We start from the raw sequence: 16,849 nt of genomic DNA on the forward strand, positions 1-16,849 counted from the left end.
CTTCCTTAATAAACACTGTTGTGAACAAGCTAGGAACTGTATCTTTCTATCATGTCAACCCGCAAAGCCCAACGACTTCAAATTTGTGAACCAGTCCCAGGTTTGCAAATCTTGGTTCAACTCAGCAACACTCCTTTAGTGCGGACAATCATAGCTATTGTTACCCACCATCAGCTAGCAATTGTCGGGTTTGTATTTGTTGCCACCTTGGTTTTTGCTATGCGGGAAAATGCCCCTTGGCTAACAGTACCTAAACAGGTAGCGATTGAATTCTTTTCTGCTGTATCCCAGTCACTAGCTGCTTTATTGGGTGTGTTAATTGTTTTCCTCACTTTTACTAGTCAGTTGATCGCTCAAAGGAGATATGAGGATTACTATACACTTCAAATTCAGATTGACCAACTGATTCGTTTAACTCAGTCTCTTCCCCCCGAACTCAATAATTTTGATGAAACTCTGATCGCACTGATTAACTATTTAGTTCCTTTACATTTAAAGGATTTCCCAATTTGGTCAAATAGCTCTCAGGTGTTATCTTGGGACAAGCTTTTAGATAATTTTAAGAATGAACACGAATTGACGCAAGTGCAGCAACAATGCTCTTTAGCTACCCATTTGCACCAACAACAAATTTTACTTGTCATCAATAACATGGAAGAAATACTGGAAAGATTTTCCCGGCTTTACAATCGCATCCTAGAGATGAGTCGGTTCATTCTCGCGATTGTCAAGCTGTCATTTCTTCTAGGAGTTTCCCTTGTATTTTTACTGCTATTTGGCATTATCGATTTGCAAAGGAAATTTCCCGATCTCAGCCTACCTGTAATTGTTTCATTAGCAATTTGGGTACTGATTGCTCTTTTGGAACTAGTACTTGATACCTGGTTTTTTTATAAAACCCTTTATGGTCCATCAAGTCACTATTTGCACTTTTTCCCGAATAAAAAATACCCCAATTAATAGAATAGGCAGAGGCTAACTCAACATGAGTAACTTAACATCATTCCCAGACACTAAAGCTGCTAACACAAGCAAAGCATCTCAATTTACAACTGATACGGTACGTGCTTATCTTCAAGAAATTGGGCGGATACCTCTGTTAACGCAGGAGCAAGAAGTTTTTTTTGCCCAACAAGTTCAGCAAATGATAAAAATACTTGCTGAATCCGAAAAACTGACTGTTGAATTAAATCGTACCCCCACACTGTCAGAATGGGCTGACCAGATGCAGTTAAGCGAACAAGAACTACTTCAAAAGTTAAATCAAGGGAAAAAAGCCAAGCAGAAAATGATGGCGTCTAATCTCCGGCTTGTGGTGTCAATTGCAAAGCAATATCAGAGACGGAACTTAGAACTGATGGACTTAATTCAAGAAGGTACTTTGGGTTTAGAAAGAGGAATTGAAAAATTCAATCCAACTTTAGGATACAGATTTTCAACCTACGTTTACTGGTGGATTCGTCAAGGAATTACCAGAGCGATCGCCCAGCAAGGACGAGCGATTAGATTACCCAGTCACATCAATGAAAAATTAAACAAAATTAAGCGCGTTCAGCGAGAGTTATCTCAAAAACTGGGTCGCGTTCCTACCACTACGGAAATTGCTCATGCACTTTCTTTAGAGCCTAATCAGATTCGACAATATCTAACTTTGGCTCGTCAAACTGTCTCTCTCGATCTTCAAGTTGGTTCAGAGAAAGATGTAAAGTTAGAAGATTTAATCGAAGATTATAGATATTCTCAAAATGGCTATACTACTGAGCAATCTCTCAATCAAGAGCTGGAAGACTTATTGTCAAATTTATCTAGTCAGCAACAAGAAATTATCAACTTACACTTTGGATTAACAGATGGAAATGAACTTTCTCTAGAACAGATTGGTCAGCGCATGGGTATTAGTCGGGAACGAGTCAGACAGATAGAAAAACAAGCTCTCCACCTTCTATATCGGCAACTAAGAAATAATAAGTAAACGCAGCTAAAAAAGTATCCCTTAAGATAATGAGATATTTTAAACATGATTACTTAAGACGTATATATAAATATAATTTGTTTGATTTATAATAAACAAAATCATCATGATTTGACAAGGCACATCGAGCAAACCGGAAAAAACGAATTATTTAGATGTGCCGCCTCAAATGAAATTGGGATCGGCGGCAGTTGAGGTAGTAAAGGATTTCACGGTTTTTAATTAACTAAAATGCATTGGAGGTTCTGATGAACCATGAAATTTCTAACGATTTGACAGAGAACAGCATAGAACCAGAGCTACCGCGATCGCCAAAAAAGAAAAAGATTACTTTGATAATTTTGGGCGTGTTATTACTGGCTGGATTAGGTTTTTTTGGCATCTATGCAGGTGCAGCCAAGTCAGACAAAAGTGAAAAATCTGGGCGTAATAAGCAACAAGTTACACCTGTAACTGTGGCAATGGTGACACAAAAAACGGTTCCGATACAATTGCAGGCGATCGGTAATGTGCAAGCGGGGTCTACAGTATCGATTACGCCCCAAGCTAGCGGGCGGATTATTGGCGTTTATTTCAAGAAAGGTCAAGATGTGAAAAAGGGACAACTTTTGTTTACCCTAGATGACCGATCGCAAGCTGCTGCAATCCAGCAAGCTCAAGGTGTTGTAGCCAAAGACCAAGCCTCAGTACAACAAGCTAGAGATGCATTAACTAGAGACTTGGGGTCAGGTAGACCAAGCTAGAGCCACTTTAGTCAAAGACCAAGCTTTAGTCCGACAAGCCGAAGCGAATTTAGCTAAAGATCGAGCGCAAGCAGAATTTGCTCAGGGACAGAGCGATCGCTATAGTGCGTTGTATAAAAAGGGCGCGATTAGTTTAGATCAAGCACAGCAATACGTTTCTAATAGCAAATCGGCGACAGCAACCCTACAAGCAGATCGAGAAGCGATCGCTAATGCTGAGGCTGTTTTGAAAAGCGATCGCGTGGCGCTGACTAATGCTCAGGCTGTTGTCAAAGGCGATCGAGCTGCGATCGCTAATGCTCAGGCTGTTGTCGTTTCCGACCAAGGAGCATTAGAAAATACCAAAGTGCAATTATCCTACGCCAAAATTTATGCGCCGATTGATGGTCGCGCTGGCAATATTTTGGTGACTCAGGGGAATGTGGTACAAGCCAATAGCACGACTCCACTTGTTACCATCACCCAAATTCGCCCGATTCAAGTTGCTTTTTCCATTCCTGAAACAAATCTGCCCCAAGTACAAAAGTATATGCAGAATGGCAAGCTGAAGGTAGATGTGACATTCCCCGACAATCCATCTCGTTCCATACCAGGTACTTTGACATTTGTCAATAACACGGTCGATAACACCACGGGGACAATTCAACTGATTGGCGACTTTGACAACACTCAGGGACACTTGTTTCCCGGCCAATTTGTCAACGCAACGTTAACGCTGACCCGAACAACCAAATGCAACGGTTGTTCCTTCCCAAGCCGTGCAAAATGGCCCCGATGGACAGTTTGTTTTTGTAGTTAAGCCAGACATGACGGTAGAAAACGTTCCAGTTACAGTTAGCAGCACCATTCAGGGGCTAGATGTAATTCAGAAAGGCCCACAACCAGGCGATAAAATCGTCACTGATGGTCAGGCAAATCTCGTTTCCGGGAGCAAAGTCCGCGTCAAAACACCCGGCAATTCCCAAGGCGGTAATGACTCAAATCAGCCAAGAAGAAATCATTCCCGTAACTCTGGTGGAGGTGATTCATGAACCTCTCGGAACCATTTATCCGCCGCCCAATCATGACAACTCTGGTGATGGCAGCGATTTTGATCTTCGGTTTCATGAGTTATCGCTTGCTGCCGATCAGCGATTTACCAAGTGTAGATTATCCCACAATTCAGGTAAGTGCTTCCCGACCGGGAGCCAGCCCGGAAACAATGGCAGCATCGGTTGCCCGTCCTTTAGAGAAGCAGTTTTCCAGTATTGCTGGACTCGATTCGCTCAACTCAACTAGCACTCTGGGACAGACTCAAATTACCCTGCAATTTAACCTGAGTCGGAATATTGATGATGCGGCGCAGGATGTGCAAGCGGCGATATCGGGAGCATCGGGGCAAATTGCTGACGATTTACCCAATCCTCCGACTTACAGTAAGGTCAACCCCGCAGACCAACCGATTCTTTATCTTTACCTCGATTCTCCGACTCTGCCCCTTTCCCAGGTAGATAATTATGCCGAGACTTATCTGGCGCAAAAGCTATCTACAATCAATGGGGTGGCACAGGTAGCTGTTTACGGTTCCCAAAAGTATGCGGCTCGAATTCAACTCGATCCGCAGCAATTGGCAACGCGGCAAATTGGGCTAGATCAGGTGGCGACGGCGATTCAACAAGGTAACGTCAATTTGCCTACCGGCAGTCTTTCGGGAAATCACAAGAATTTTACAGTTCAAACTAACGGTCAACTTGAGGATGCGGCTGCTTATCGTCAGTTGATTGTCTCTTATAAAGATGGAATGCCCATCTATCTCAATCAACTGGGTAGGATTGTTGACAGTGTAGAAAATGACAAGGTGGCAAGCTGGTACAATAACACCCGCGCCATTATTCTCACCATTCAAAGACAGCCCGGAACCAATACGGTACAAGTCGTAGACACGATTAAGAAATTGCTCCCGGATTTGCGAGAACAGATTCCGGCATCGGTAGAAATTGGGATTCTCTATGATGCATCTCAGTCAATTCGAGATTCAGTAGATGATGTCAGATTTACGTTGATTCTGACGATCGCTCTAGTTATCTTAGTAATTTTCATCTTTTTACGGAACCTCTCGGCGACGGTGATTCCCAGTTTGGCATTACCCGTTTCGCTGATTGGAACCTTTGCAGTGATGTATTTGCTGCACTACTCACTAGATAACCTATCACTGATGGCGTTAACCCTTTCAGTGGGTTTCGTTGTGGATGATGCGATCGTCATGCTAGAAAATATCGTCCGTCACATGGAAATGGGGGAACGTCCTTTAGAAGCAGCGTTGAATGGATCGAGAGAAATTGGTTTCACTATCCTATCGATGACCCTTTCCTTAGTTGCAGTCTTTATCCCCATGTTGTTCATGAGTGAAGTGCTAGGACGATTATTTCATGAATTTGCTGTGACGATCGCAGTGGCAATTCTCGTCTCTGGTTTTGTGTCTTTGACTTTGACTCCGATGTTGTGCAGCCGTTTTCTGCGTCCCGTGGATCATGCTAATCAAAGTCGGTTATATCAAGCTTCCGAATATGTATTCGATCGCTTCCTTGGTTTGTACGATTGGAGTCTCAAAAAAGTCTTAAAATATCACTTCACCACGATGATTTTATCTGTCGTTCTATTGGTGGTGACAGTTGGGTTGTTGCTGGTAGTTCCCAAAGGCTTTATTCCTAGCGAAGATACCGGGCAAATTACAGGTGTCACCCAAGCAGCCCAAGATGCATCCTTCGATAATCTTGTCCAGCATCAGCAGACAGTTGCTAACCTGATTCGTGAAGACCCAAATGTAGATGCAGTCAACTCCAATATTGGCGCGGGAGCGAGTGCTAATGGCAGTGGAGCAGCAGTTGCAGCCAATTCCGGTAGTTTATTTATTCGATTAAAACCGCGATCGCAGCGCCAACTAGGGGCTGACGAAATCGTGCAAAATTTGCGAACCAAACTTGCCACTGTTCCAGGCATCCAAGTATTCTTACAAAATCCGCCAGCGATACCTATTGGCGCTCAACAAAGCACAGGACTTTATCAGGTTGCACTTCAGAGTTCTGATGTCAAACCCTTGCAGGAATATGTTCCTCAACTTGTGCTGAAGATGAAGAACTTGCCAGAACTCCAGGATGTCAACAGCGATTTACAGTTTGCTTCCCAGATTCAAATTGACATTGACCGCGATAAAGCCTCAACTTATGGGATAACCGCCGAGCAAATCGAAAACACCCTCAGAAGTGCTTACGGTTCCTACCAAGTGTCAACCATCTATGCAGCAACCAATGAGTATCAGGTGATTTTGGAATTAGCACCCCAGTTTCAGCAAGATATCAATGCTCTGTTGACCTTATACATTAACTCCAGCACAGGAGTAGCAGTTCCTCTGAAGACATTCGCCAAACTATCTCAGGGAGTCAGCCCGTTAATGGTCAATCATAACGGTCGGATGAACGCCGCTACCATTTCCTTTAACCTCGCTCCCGGTGCATCCTTGGGAAATGCCAACCAAAAAATTGCAGAACTGATCGATCGAGTGATTCCTAAGAGCATTAGCACCAGCTTTCAGGGCGCAAGCCAAGTATTTCAAAGCTCACTGCCGAGTTTGGGTTTATTGTTAGCGATCGCCATCTTAGTAATTTATCTGATCCTGGGTATTCTCTATGAAGATTTCATTCACCCAATTACAATTCTTTCTGGTTTGCCATCAGCCGGTTTTGGGGCATTGTTAACACTGATATTATTCCATGTCGAACTCAATGTTTACTCCTTTATCGGCATAATTCTTTTAGTGGGCATTGTGAAGAAAAACGGCATCATGATGGTGGACTTTGCAATTGAAGCCCAGCGAGAAGAAGGTAAAAAACCGTCCGAGGCAATTTATCAAGCCTGCTTAGTGCGGTTCCGCCCGATTATGATGACAACAATGGCAGCATTAATGGGAACCTTGCCGATTGCGATCGGATTTGGGGCTGGTTCCGAATCCCGCCGTCCTCTAGGTATTGCAGTTGTGGGCGGGCTAGTGTTTTCTCAGATATTGACTCTGTATTTAACACCCGTATTCTATATCTATATGGAATCGTGGCGGAAGAAGCTTAATCAAGTTAAATTCCGGCGGGTATTTTCATTTTCAGGTGGGCGATCGTAATTTTCTACAAGCAATATAGTCTTACGAATTACGAATTACGAAATAGCACCCCACTAAAATTTAGATATTAGCGTTTTTGGAATAATTACACTATGACTTTAGCAATAGAACAAGAAATTCCTCCCTTAAGTGAAGATGCAACAGGTGCAATTCGGGTAGGTAATACAAGGGTTTTGCTAGAACTGGTGATTCGTAGTTTTCAAGATGGTGCATCCCCTGAATCTATTGTTGGGCGTTACTCATCCTTGTCATTATCTGATGTATATCTGACAATTGGCTACTACCTTCGACATCGAGATGCTGTGGAATTATACCTCGAACAACGCGAACAATTAGCTGAATCTGTTCATCAACATCTGTCAAATGTTCAACCTGATTTGAGCCTAATTCGTTCTCGCTTATTAGCCCAGCAATAATTTGAAAAAATGTCAATGCTGAAGTTATTGAGTGATGAGAATTTCAATGGCGATATTGTGCGAGGGCTATTTCTGCGTCAACCAAATCTTGACTTACTTCGCGTTCAGGATGTTGGTTTGCAGGAAGTAGATGACCCAGCAATCTTAAATTGGGCAGCAGCGAGCGATCGCATAGTCCTCACTCACGATCGGGCAACGATGCCAGATTTCGCTTACGAACGATTGTTAAAAGGAGAACAAATGTTGGGTTTGTTTGTAGTCAACGATCGGATGCCAATTAGACAAGCAATTGACGAATTGCTGCTGCTGGTTAATTACAGCGATCGGTTGGAGTGGAAAGGGATTGTCCTATATTTGCCCTTATGAAATATCAACCAATACCATTTAGTTAGGTCAAAAATCAGTAGCCAAAATTCACATTTCTGGGAGAACAAAACTCATGAACCTTTCAGAACTCTTCATCCGTCGTCCAGTCATGACCACCTTGGTAATGATGGGTATCCTCATTTTCGGTCTCATGAGTTATCTACTGTTACCCATCAGCGCCCTACCCAACGTTGAATATCCTTTTATTTCTGTCTCTGCTAGTCTCCCTGGTGCTACCCCAGAAACAATGGCATCTTCAGTCGCCGCACCGCTAGAAAGACAGTTTACCGAAATTGCCGGACTCAATTCCTTCAATTCCACCAGTTCCACAGGCAGCACTAACATTTCCCTACAATTTGACTTTAGCCGCCGAGTGGAAGATGCCGCCAAAGATGTACAGGCTGCCATCTCAGCCGCCGCAGGACAACTGCCAGCCGGAATGCCTCACCCTCCTACCTACCGCAAAGTTAACCCATCTGTCTCACCAATTCTTTTCCTCTATATGTATTCTGAGACACAGCCAATCTCAACAGTAGATGAATACGCAGAGGTAACAGTTGGTCAACCAATTTCGATGATTGATGGTGTTGCTCAGGTACAGGTTTTTGGTCAACAGCAATATGCAGTCCGCGTCCAGCTTGACCCGCGAGAGTTGGCATCAAGGGGAATTGGTCTAAATCAGGTAAAAACTGCAATTCAACAGGGAAATGTCAACTTGCCAACTGGGAGTCTCTCTGATACTTACAAAAGTTATACGATTCAGGCGAACGGTCAACTCACCGATGCTGCCAGCTATCGCCAGCTAATTGTAACTTACAAGAATGGTGCCCCCGTGCGACTCCAAGATTTGGGGCAGGTAATTGACAGCGAACAAAACGTCAAAGTCTCGAATTTGTATAGCGATCGCAAAGTAACAAATCGTCATTCTGTTGTTCTGGCTGTACAGCCGCAACCGGGAGCTAATACTGTAAATATCGTTGATTCCATCCAAGAACTTTTACCTACACTCCGCGAACAAGTTCCCAAATCCATTGAAATGGGGATTATGTACGATCGCTCTCAAACCATCCGAGCCTCTGTCAATGATGTGAAATTTACCTTGGTTCTCTCGGTTTGTCTAGTTGTCTTGGTGATTTTCTTATTTTTACGTGACATAACAGCTACCCTAATTCCCAGTTTGGCGCTACCTGTAGCGATCATTGGCACTTTTGCGGTGATGTATCTGTCGGGTTTCTCCCTAGACAACCTTTCACTCATGGCGTTGACCCTCTCTGTGGGCTTTGTGGTGGATGATGCGATCGTTGTATTAGAAAATATCGTCCGTTATCGAGAAATGGGCGAATCTCCCCTAGACGCGGCATTGAAGGGATCGAGGGAAATCAGCTTCACCATTTTGTCAATGACCCTTTCCCTAGTGGCGGTGTTCATCCCCATCATGTTCATGAGTGGCATAATCGGGAAATTATTTCATGAATTTGCCGTGACGATCGCAGTGGCAATTTTGGTTTCGGGTTTTGTTTCCCTCAGTCTCACCCCCATGTTATGCAGTCGCTTTCTGCGTTCGCATCAACAAAGACCAAATCTGCTATATCGAGTTTCAGAACGGGCATTTGATTTACTACTGCGGGGATATGATTGGACTCTTAAGCCTGTCTTAAGATACCGCTTGATGACACTGATTGGTTCTGGCATTCTGCTGGTAATGACCGTCTATTTGTTCGTCATCGTTCCCAAAGGATTTATTCCTACAGAAGACACCGGACAACTGACGGCCAACACCAAAGGAGCGCAAGATATTTCTTTTGATGATATGCGCCGTCACCAGCAAAAGGTTGTTGATATCATTCGTCAAGACCCTAACATTGAAGCCGTTGACTCGATTGTGGGTGCAAGTGGGCCGAATGCGTCGGTAAACTCCGGGCGAATTACGATTCGGCTCAAGCCACGTTCTCAACGTCAATTGAATGCTGACCAAATCATTCAAGAGTTAACCCCCAAGTTGAGACGTGTAGTTGGGGTTAAAACCTTCCTCCGTTCTCCGCCAGCTATTCCCATTGGCGGACAACAAACCAATTCTACTTATCAATTCACCTTGCAGAGTTTGAATTTACAAGACCTGCGCCAATACGTTCCTAAACTTGTAGATAAAGTCAAAACCCTACCAGGACTCCAGAATGTTGACAGTGATTTACAACTCAGCACTCCTCAAATCCAAGTCAAATTTGACCACAACAAAGCTGCAACCCTTGGCATTACCGCTCAACAAGTTGAACAAACCCTCAGCGCCGCTTATGGTTCTAGCCAGGTTTCCACTATTTATACGCCAAATGACCAATTCTATGTAATCTTGGAAGTCAAACCGGAATTTCAACGAGATCCTAGCGCCCTATCGATGCTCTATGTGCAATCAAGTACTGGAAAACTTGTTCCTTTGAGTGCGATCGCTAATATTAGCCAGAGTGTCGGCCCGCTCACGGTTACTCACGTTGCTCAACTCCCCTCTGCAACTATCTCTTTTGACACACTTCCAGGAACGTCTCTGAGTCAAGCTACAGATGCCATCAAGCAAGCAGCCAGTGAGGTGCTACCCTCAACAATTACACCCAGCTTTCAAGGTTCAGCCCAAACCTTCCAACAATCCTTCAACGATTTAGGCGTGCTGTTGTTGGTGTCTATTGTAGTCATCTATCTGATTCTCGGTATCCTCTATGAGGATTTCATTCACCCAATCACCATTCTTTCTGGTTTGCCTTCGGCGGGTTTTGGTGCATTACTGACGCTGCTAATTTTCCAGGTTGATTTAAATCTTTACTCTTTCATCGGCATAATTCTCTTAGTGGGCATCGTCAAGAAAAACGGGATTATGCTGGTAGACTTTGCCATTGAAGCCCAGCGAAAGGAAGGAAAAAATTCCTTTGATGCCATCTATGCCGCTTGCTTGATTCGTTTCCGTCCAATTATGATGACGACGATGGCAGCTTTAATTGGGACATTACCCATTGCTTTGGGGACAGGAGTCGGTTCAGAAGCGCGTCGTCCTTTAGGGATTGCGATCGTTGGTGGATTGGTGTTTTCTCAGATATTAACTCTGTATCTGACTCCAGTGTTTTACATTTATATGGAGACATGGCGGAAAAAGCTGAGTATGCAGAGTAGGAAAACTGAAAAAAAGCATCTGCCAGCAGTTAAAAGTTAATAATAGTTTTTGGTAAAGTCGAGCATGATTCAGAAGGCAGAAGGCAGGAGGCAGAAGGCAGAAGGCAACCCACCCTTAAAAGAGTGGGATTGAAACAAGGACGTTTTATACCTCGCTGCAAGCAGTCTCGGTATAATTATCAGTTTTGACTGAGCTTTATACCCTGCAACTTTAGTTTTAATTGATACTCCTGAACTTCAGCATAGCTGCCCTCTGCCCTCTGCCTTTCTTGTAAAGCGATCGCTTAGAGTCAATAACTATTGAACAGACTCAGAAACTCTGAACAAGGGACTTCCAAATAAAAAGATATACAAATTTTCTTGTGGGGCGGACAAGATGTCCGCCCCTGTCATATCATGTCCGCCTAATTAGTTATGATTCCCGCATCTGTGCAAAAACCAGGAAAACCTCTTTCCCACTGCCCCCTGCTCCCTGCCCCCTGCGGTCTTAATGATAAGTCTTTAACCGGACATGATATCAACGGGCGCTCGTGTCGCCCACCCCACAAGAGTGAATAATTTATTTCTTGGAAGTCCCCAGCTGCAACCGTTTCAATAAACTCAGCTTCTCTGCACAATACGCTGCTGAAAAAGCACGACCAAAAGCAAGAAGGCCCCACGAAGTACGAGCTGCCACCAAGGAGTAATGGTTCCCTCAAGATTTAAAAGGTTGTACATCATTCCTAGTAAAAGTACACCGACTAGCGTCGGAAACACGCTGCCTTGACCTCCTGCGAGAAACGTTCCTCCCATGACGGTGGCGGCGATCGCATCTGTTTCCCAGCCAAAGGCAGCGACGGGCTGACCCGCCCCTAAACGGCCTGCGAGAATAATACCAGCAAGCCCTGACAGCAACCCGCTAAATGTGTAGACTGCCAGCTTTACTCGGTTTGGGTTCACGCCCATGAGCCGAGAAGCCTCCTCGTTATTGCCAATAGCGAATATGTGCAAACCTAATCGGCTTCTGTGCAGCATAAACCAAGCTGCAAAATATAAGAGTGCAACTATCAGCACAGGTACAGGAACCCAACCAATGAATCCTCTACCCAGCCAAATAAATCCCGATGCTGCCGATGATACGGCAATGGACTTTTCCTCGGTGATGCTCAACGCCAGACCGCGTGCAGCGCTGGCAGTGAATAAGGTAACAACGAACGGCTGAAGCCGCGCCTGAGACACAAGAAGACCATTGACTACACCGAGCAACGTGGTGCTAGCAATGCCACTGGCGATCGCTACGAAGCTTCCTTGTCCGGCAAGCATTGCTGTAACAACACCGCCTAGAGCAACAAGGGAACCCACAGACAGATCGATTCCTCCACTCAAGATGACGACAGTCATGCCTAGCGCCACGATCGCCAGCATACTATTCTGTCGCATGATGTTCATCAGATTAACAGGTGTCAGGAACGTTTCATAACGAAAGGATGCGAAAACAGCCAAACTAAAGAGCATGAGTAGCACGCCCTGGGAGGTGAGGAGCTTGGCAAGATGCCGCAAACCCGTAAGCGCAAGAGACCTTGTAGCAGGCATGACGCATTAAACCTCCCTTGGACGCTGCAAAAAAATGGCGAAAAGAATGATTACGGATTTCAAAACTAATGACCAGGTAAAGGGAATCAGCAGCATATTGAAACTTGTGGAAATCACCTGCATGAGCAAGGCCCCGACAACAGTGCCGAGGATATTTGCCCGACCACCAGAGAAGGGCGTGCCGCCAACAACAACAGCCGCGATCGCATCAAATTCTGCGTTGACACCGACCTTACTCGGATCGCCCATGCCCAGCCTCGCTGTTTCGATCAGTCCGGCTAACCCGGCAAGCAGGGCGCTAATTATATAAACTATATATTTCACGCGCTCCGCACGGATACCCGCAAGCCGTGCAGCCTCCTCATTGCCGCCGACTGCAACGATATGACGGCCCAAAAGTGTAGAGCGAATACAGAAGAAAGCTGCCGCGATCGCTACTGCTGCAATGACAACTTGAATTGGTATAGAACCGAGATAGCCCTTTCCCAACGCTTCAAATGTCGGATTGACAAAAGGAACGAGCTTACCGTCCCCGATAACCTGAGCAATCCCACGCCATAAGATCAGAGCCGCCAAGGTGGTAATCAAAGCATCAAGTTTCAGACGCGAGATCAGAAAGCCATTGATAAAACCAACCAACAGAGCCGCGCTCAAAGCGAACAAGATGGCCACAGTCATCCCATACTTAATCAGCAATGCCACAATGACTGAAACCAATGCCATAGTAGAGCCAACCGTCAGGTCGATGCCACGGGAGGCAATGACAAAGGTCATACCAACGGCAACCAACATTGTTGTGGATACTTGCAGCAACATATTCAATGTGTTGCTAATTGTTGCAAAACGCGGTGTGAAGATGGCGTTGGCAACATAGAGAATTAAGAGTGCCGCAAATGCACCGAAGTTTGGGTTCCACAGGGTTCCCCAACCCAGATCGGACTTCTTGCTACTCATTTGTATTTTGCTCTGTTTGGGATTGTCCACCGACGGCTTCCTGACGATCTGCACCTTCAGCCATTGCGTGCAGAATTGCCTTGATGTTCTTCTGTTCGCCACTGAGTTCCGCAATTGACTGCCCGTCACGCAGGACGACGACACGTTGCGAACCTTCAACCAACTCTTCCACTTCCGAGGAAATCATCAGAACTCCCAGCCCTTGCTCTGCTAGTTCGGCGATTAGCTGCTGGATCTCGCGCTTTGCACCAACATCGATCCCGCGAGTTGGCTCATCGAGGAGAAGAAGTTTGGTATTCTTACACAGCCATCGCGCCAGAAGCACCTTCTGCTGATTGCCACCCGATAGTTCGTGGATCTTCTGCTCGGCGCTGGCTGCCTTGATATCAAGACGCTGCATGAAACGCTCTACAAGTTCGCTCTGTTGTTTTCTGGAAACAATGCCCCATTGTGTAAGGTTCGGTAGGGCAGCAAGCGTGAGGTTTTCGCGTACCGAAAGCTCAGGAACGATCCCGTCCGCCTTGCGATCTTCAGAAAGGAAAGCTATGCCTGCGTCTATGGCATCATGAGGATCGCGCAGGCATAAAAGACTACCTTCGAGTTTTACAGTTCCACCTTCAAGAGGTTCAGCCCCGAACAAGGCACGCACCGTTTCACTACGACCAGAGCCGAGCAAACCCGCAAGCCCAACGATTTCGCCATGCCGCATTTCAATGGAAACACCATTGAGCCGTTTTTTATATTTGAGAGCTTCCGCCTGGAGCAGCACTGACCGACAAGGCGTGTTTTGCGAGTGTTCTGCAAATGCCGTGACTCCTTGGCTTACCTCTTCGGGTTTACGACCTAGCATAAAACAAACGAGTTCTAGACGAGTCAGGGTCGAGAGCGATCGCGTTACGATGTTGCGCCCATCACGCAGTACCGTGACGCGATCGCACACGGCATAAAGTTCTTCAAAACGGTGACTGACGTAGACGATAGATGTCCCTTGCGACTTTAGCCGCCGCATGACATCAAAAAGCACAGAAACTTCAGTTTCCGTCAGCGAACTCGTGGGTTCATCGAGGATCAGCACCCGCGCACCAAAGGATATGGCGCGGGCGATCGCCACCATCTGGCGATGAGCAATATTGAGCGAACCAACCACTGAGCGCAGGTCGATATGCAACCCCAGGCGCTCCAGGATATCGGCGGCCCTAGTATTCATTACCCGTCTATCAATAATGCCGAAGCGATGCGGCTCCCTGCCCAGAAAAATATTCTCAGCAACAGTTCGCAAATCCACGAGTTGAATTTCCTGGTAGACGGCTACGATGCCTGCCGCCTGTGCTTCGGTCGGGTTCTGAAATGCAACGGTTTTCTGGTCGTACTCCATAACACCTGAGTCCCGCCGATAAGCCCCCGTCATAATCTTGATGAGCGTCGATTTGCCAGCACCATTTTCTCCGACCAGTGCATGAATCTCGCCTGCCTTCAGTTCAAAATCCACCTCCGATAGCGCTGGCACGCCGGAAAAACTTTTTTTTATACCCGTCATGCACAGGACATTTCTAGTCGCCTGATTCATCGGCTTTACCTAGTTTTTGTCTTAATTGCCGATAGTGGAGATCCTTCACTTCGCACTATAGTAATTTTTTGTCTTTCGTGGAGGTTCAGGATAGTTCCGGTTATCTTTTTTCTATTTTAGGTGAGAACTACTTAGTACAACATTTCATTAATTCGTAGCGGATTAAATTTAGCAATACCCTAATATGCTTGGGTTAAGGAAATTTATCTGTTTAGGTAGGCAGAGGGAGCAGGGGAGGCAGGGGGAGAGAAAAAGGCTTATTTGAACTGTATTGGGCAATACCCTGCAATGGCATTAGACCTCTTGCAAAAGTTCCCTAACACCCCACCCCCAGCCCCTCCCGAAAAGCGGGGAGGCAGGGTGGTTTCATACGAAAAAAGAAAAATACATAAGTCTTGATTTCTCATGTACAACCATAGATTTTGACCCCACTTCCATTCCTCTCCCCGAAGCGGAGAGAGGCTTTGAAACTCAGTTTTATTTTTTCTCTGCTTGTATGAAACCACCCTGCTCCCGAAAAGCGGGGAGGGGAGACTTTGAAGTAAGTCAAAGGCGGGGTGGGGTTCTTTTTTTGATTTATGCAAGAAGTCTATTGTATTGAGATGTATTGTTAATGCGTCGGCTTGTTATGTTAATGCGTCGGCTTGTTATGTTAATGCGTCGGCTTGTTATGTTAATGCATCGGCTTGTTATGTTAATGCGTCGGCTTGTTATGTTAATGCGTCGGCTTGTTATGTTAATGCGTCGGCTTGTTATTTTAATGCGTCGGCTTGTTATGTTAATGCATCGGCTTGCATTAAAAACGCTACGCTTTTACGCAAAGCTGTAATTAGTACACTGCGGGGTAAATAAACCAGCTATTCTAAATTAATGAAACGCTTACGTTGTATTGATTTTGAATTTTAAATCTTGAATTCCACCTTGCGGTACTAGTATGCTTCATCTACGAAATTCTTAGCGTTGGTCACGTCAAACAGTCTGTCCTTGAGAATAATCCTTGGAGGAATTTTCTTGCCAGCAAAATACTTTTCCATTGTGGCGAAAACAAGTGGGCCAAAACGCGGGTTCGATTCGACACTGACACCAAGCTCACCACGGATAATTGCCTCAAGCGCGGCTTTTTGACCATCGATTGAAGCAACCATCACATCCTTACCAGGCTTCATACCTGCGGATTTGAGAGCTTGGATAGCACCCAATGCCATTTCGTCGTTGTGAGCATACACTGCGGTAATGTCGGCACCCTTGGCCTGAATGATATTTTCCATTACACGTTGGGCCGCAGCCCGTGAGAAATCCGCCGTCTGCGTGGCGATGATTTTCATGTTGGGATAACTAGCGATCGCATTACGAAATCCCTTAGCCCGATCGATTGCAACCGATGAACCCGCTGTTCCTGTGAGTTCCACGATGGATGCCTTACCGTTGGTCGCTTGGGCTAGCCATTCACCAACGCGGCGGCCTTGGGCGATAAAATCCGACCCCAGAAAGCTGACGAAATGTTCGCCTGGTCTTCCTGCTGCTTCACGGTCGATGAGAAAAACTGGTATTTTTGCCGCTCTGGCTGCTTCGAGGGCGGGCGTAAGACCCTCATACTCACGTGGTGCAAGAAATATAACATCAACTTGTCGTGCGATTAGATCCTCAATGTCGGCAAATTGCTTCGATGTCTGCCCTTGGGCATCTGTCATCAGAAAATCATAAGTTTTCTGACGCTTGGCGGCCTCCTCCTTAATGCTGTTTGTTTCGGCAATGCGCCACGGCCCAATGTTCTCCGTTTGCGAAAATCCGACAATTTTTTTTGTTTTTTCGCGTATACAGCCAGACAGCGAGAAAGCCGAAACAACGATCGCAACGTAGGCACTAAATACCAACAACTTTGGCATATAAGCTCCGATATCTGAGTATCCAAAACAGGTTTTCTTCTTCATCGGCTTTGTTGTATGAAACAAA

Annotated in this window: 13 protein-coding genes; 9 read left to right on the forward strand and 4 right to left on the reverse strand. The window is 45.6% G+C overall.

Going from position 1 to position 16,849, the window contains the following annotated elements:
• The first annotated feature begins 51 nt into the window (after positions 1 to 51).
• The 9 genes from NSTCB13_RS19795 to NSTCB13_RS19835 all read left to right on the forward strand — a co-directional run bounded on the left by NSTCB13_RS19795 (position 52) and on the right by NSTCB13_RS19835 (position 10,843).
• Positions 52 to 960, forward strand: a complete 909-nt coding sequence (locus NSTCB13_RS19795; RefSeq protein WP_445631115.1) for a hypothetical protein — start codon at positions 52 to 54, stop codon at positions 958 to 960.
• Positions 961 to 985: 25 nt separating this feature from the next.
• A complete protein-coding gene (locus NSTCB13_RS19800) occupies positions 986 to 1,972 on the forward strand; it encodes an RNA polymerase sigma factor, RpoD/SigA family (protein ID WP_445631114.1) in 987 nt (328 codons plus the stop codon).
• 248 nt (positions 1,973 to 2,220) lie between these two features.
• A complete protein-coding gene (locus NSTCB13_RS19805) occupies positions 2,221 to 2,715 on the forward strand; it encodes a hypothetical protein (protein WP_448273562.1) in 495 nt (164 codons plus the stop codon).
• 109 nt (positions 2,716 to 2,824) lie between these two features.
• Positions 2,825 to 3,514, forward strand: coding sequence for an efflux RND transporter periplasmic adaptor subunit (locus NSTCB13_RS19810; RefSeq protein ID WP_448273563.1), 690 nt, complete (start codon positions 2,825 to 2,827; stop codon positions 3,512 to 3,514).
• 7 nt (positions 3,515 to 3,521) lie between these two features.
• Positions 3,522 to 3,746: a hypothetical protein gene (locus NSTCB13_RS19815; RefSeq protein WP_448273564.1), complete on the forward strand. Its 225-nt coding sequence runs from the start codon at positions 3,522 to 3,524 to the stop codon at positions 3,744 to 3,746.
• Positions 3,743 to 6,865, forward strand: a complete 3,123-nt coding sequence (locus NSTCB13_RS19820) for an efflux RND transporter permease subunit (RefSeq protein ID WP_448273565.1) — start codon at positions 3,743 to 3,745, stop codon at positions 6,863 to 6,865. Before NSTCB13_RS19815 ends, NSTCB13_RS19820 begins: the two co-directional genes overlap by 4 nt.
• A 92-nt stretch (positions 6,866 to 6,957) precedes the next feature.
• The gene (locus NSTCB13_RS19825) at positions 6,958 to 7,281 is read left to right on the forward strand and encodes a DUF433 domain-containing protein (RefSeq protein ID WP_448273566.1); all 324 of its coding nucleotides are present in this window, start codon (positions 6,958 to 6,960) and stop codon (positions 7,279 to 7,281) included.
• Positions 7,282 to 7,296: 15 nt separating this feature from the next.
• The gene (locus tag NSTCB13_RS19830; RefSeq protein ID WP_448273567.1) at positions 7,297 to 7,647 is read left to right on the forward strand and encodes a DUF5615 family PIN-like protein; all 351 of its coding nucleotides are present in this window, start codon (positions 7,297 to 7,299) and stop codon (positions 7,645 to 7,647) included.
• 73 nt (positions 7,648 to 7,720) lie between these two features.
• On the forward strand, positions 7,721 to 10,843 hold the full coding sequence (locus tag NSTCB13_RS19835; RefSeq protein ID WP_448273568.1) for an efflux RND transporter permease subunit: 3,123 nt from the start codon (positions 7,721 to 7,723) through the stop codon (positions 10,841 to 10,843).
• A 560-nt stretch (positions 10,844 to 11,403) separates the two neighbouring features.
• Here the strand turns inward: NSTCB13_RS19835 and NSTCB13_RS19840 are convergent.
• The 4 genes from NSTCB13_RS19840 to NSTCB13_RS19855 all read right to left on the reverse strand — a co-directional run bounded on the left by NSTCB13_RS19840 (position 11,404) and on the right by NSTCB13_RS19855 (position 16,827).
• Positions 11,404 to 12,222 carry an ABC transporter permease gene (locus NSTCB13_RS19840; RefSeq protein WP_445631109.1) on the reverse strand — a complete coding sequence of 273 codons (819 nt, stop codon included), beginning with the start codon at positions 12,220 to 12,222 and terminating at the stop codon, positions 11,404 to 11,406.
• 159 nt (positions 12,223 to 12,381) lie between these two features.
• Entirely contained in the window at positions 12,382 to 13,359 is a 978-nt protein-coding gene (locus NSTCB13_RS19845; RefSeq protein WP_448273569.1) for an ABC transporter permease, read from the reverse strand.
• A complete protein-coding gene (locus NSTCB13_RS19850) occupies positions 13,322 to 14,896 on the reverse strand; it encodes a sugar ABC transporter ATP-binding protein (RefSeq protein WP_448273570.1) in 1,575 nt (524 codons plus the stop codon). Before NSTCB13_RS19850 ends, NSTCB13_RS19845 begins: the two co-directional genes overlap by 38 nt.
• Before the next feature lie 929 nt (positions 14,897 to 15,825).
• The gene (locus NSTCB13_RS19855; protein ID WP_448274193.1) at positions 15,826 to 16,827 is read right to left on the reverse strand and encodes an ABC transporter substrate-binding protein; all 1,002 of its coding nucleotides are present in this window, start codon (positions 16,825 to 16,827) and stop codon (positions 15,826 to 15,828) included.
• Between the last annotated feature and the right edge of the window lie 22 nt (positions 16,828 to 16,849).

This window comes from Nostoc sp. DSM 114160 (assembly GCF_053470305.1).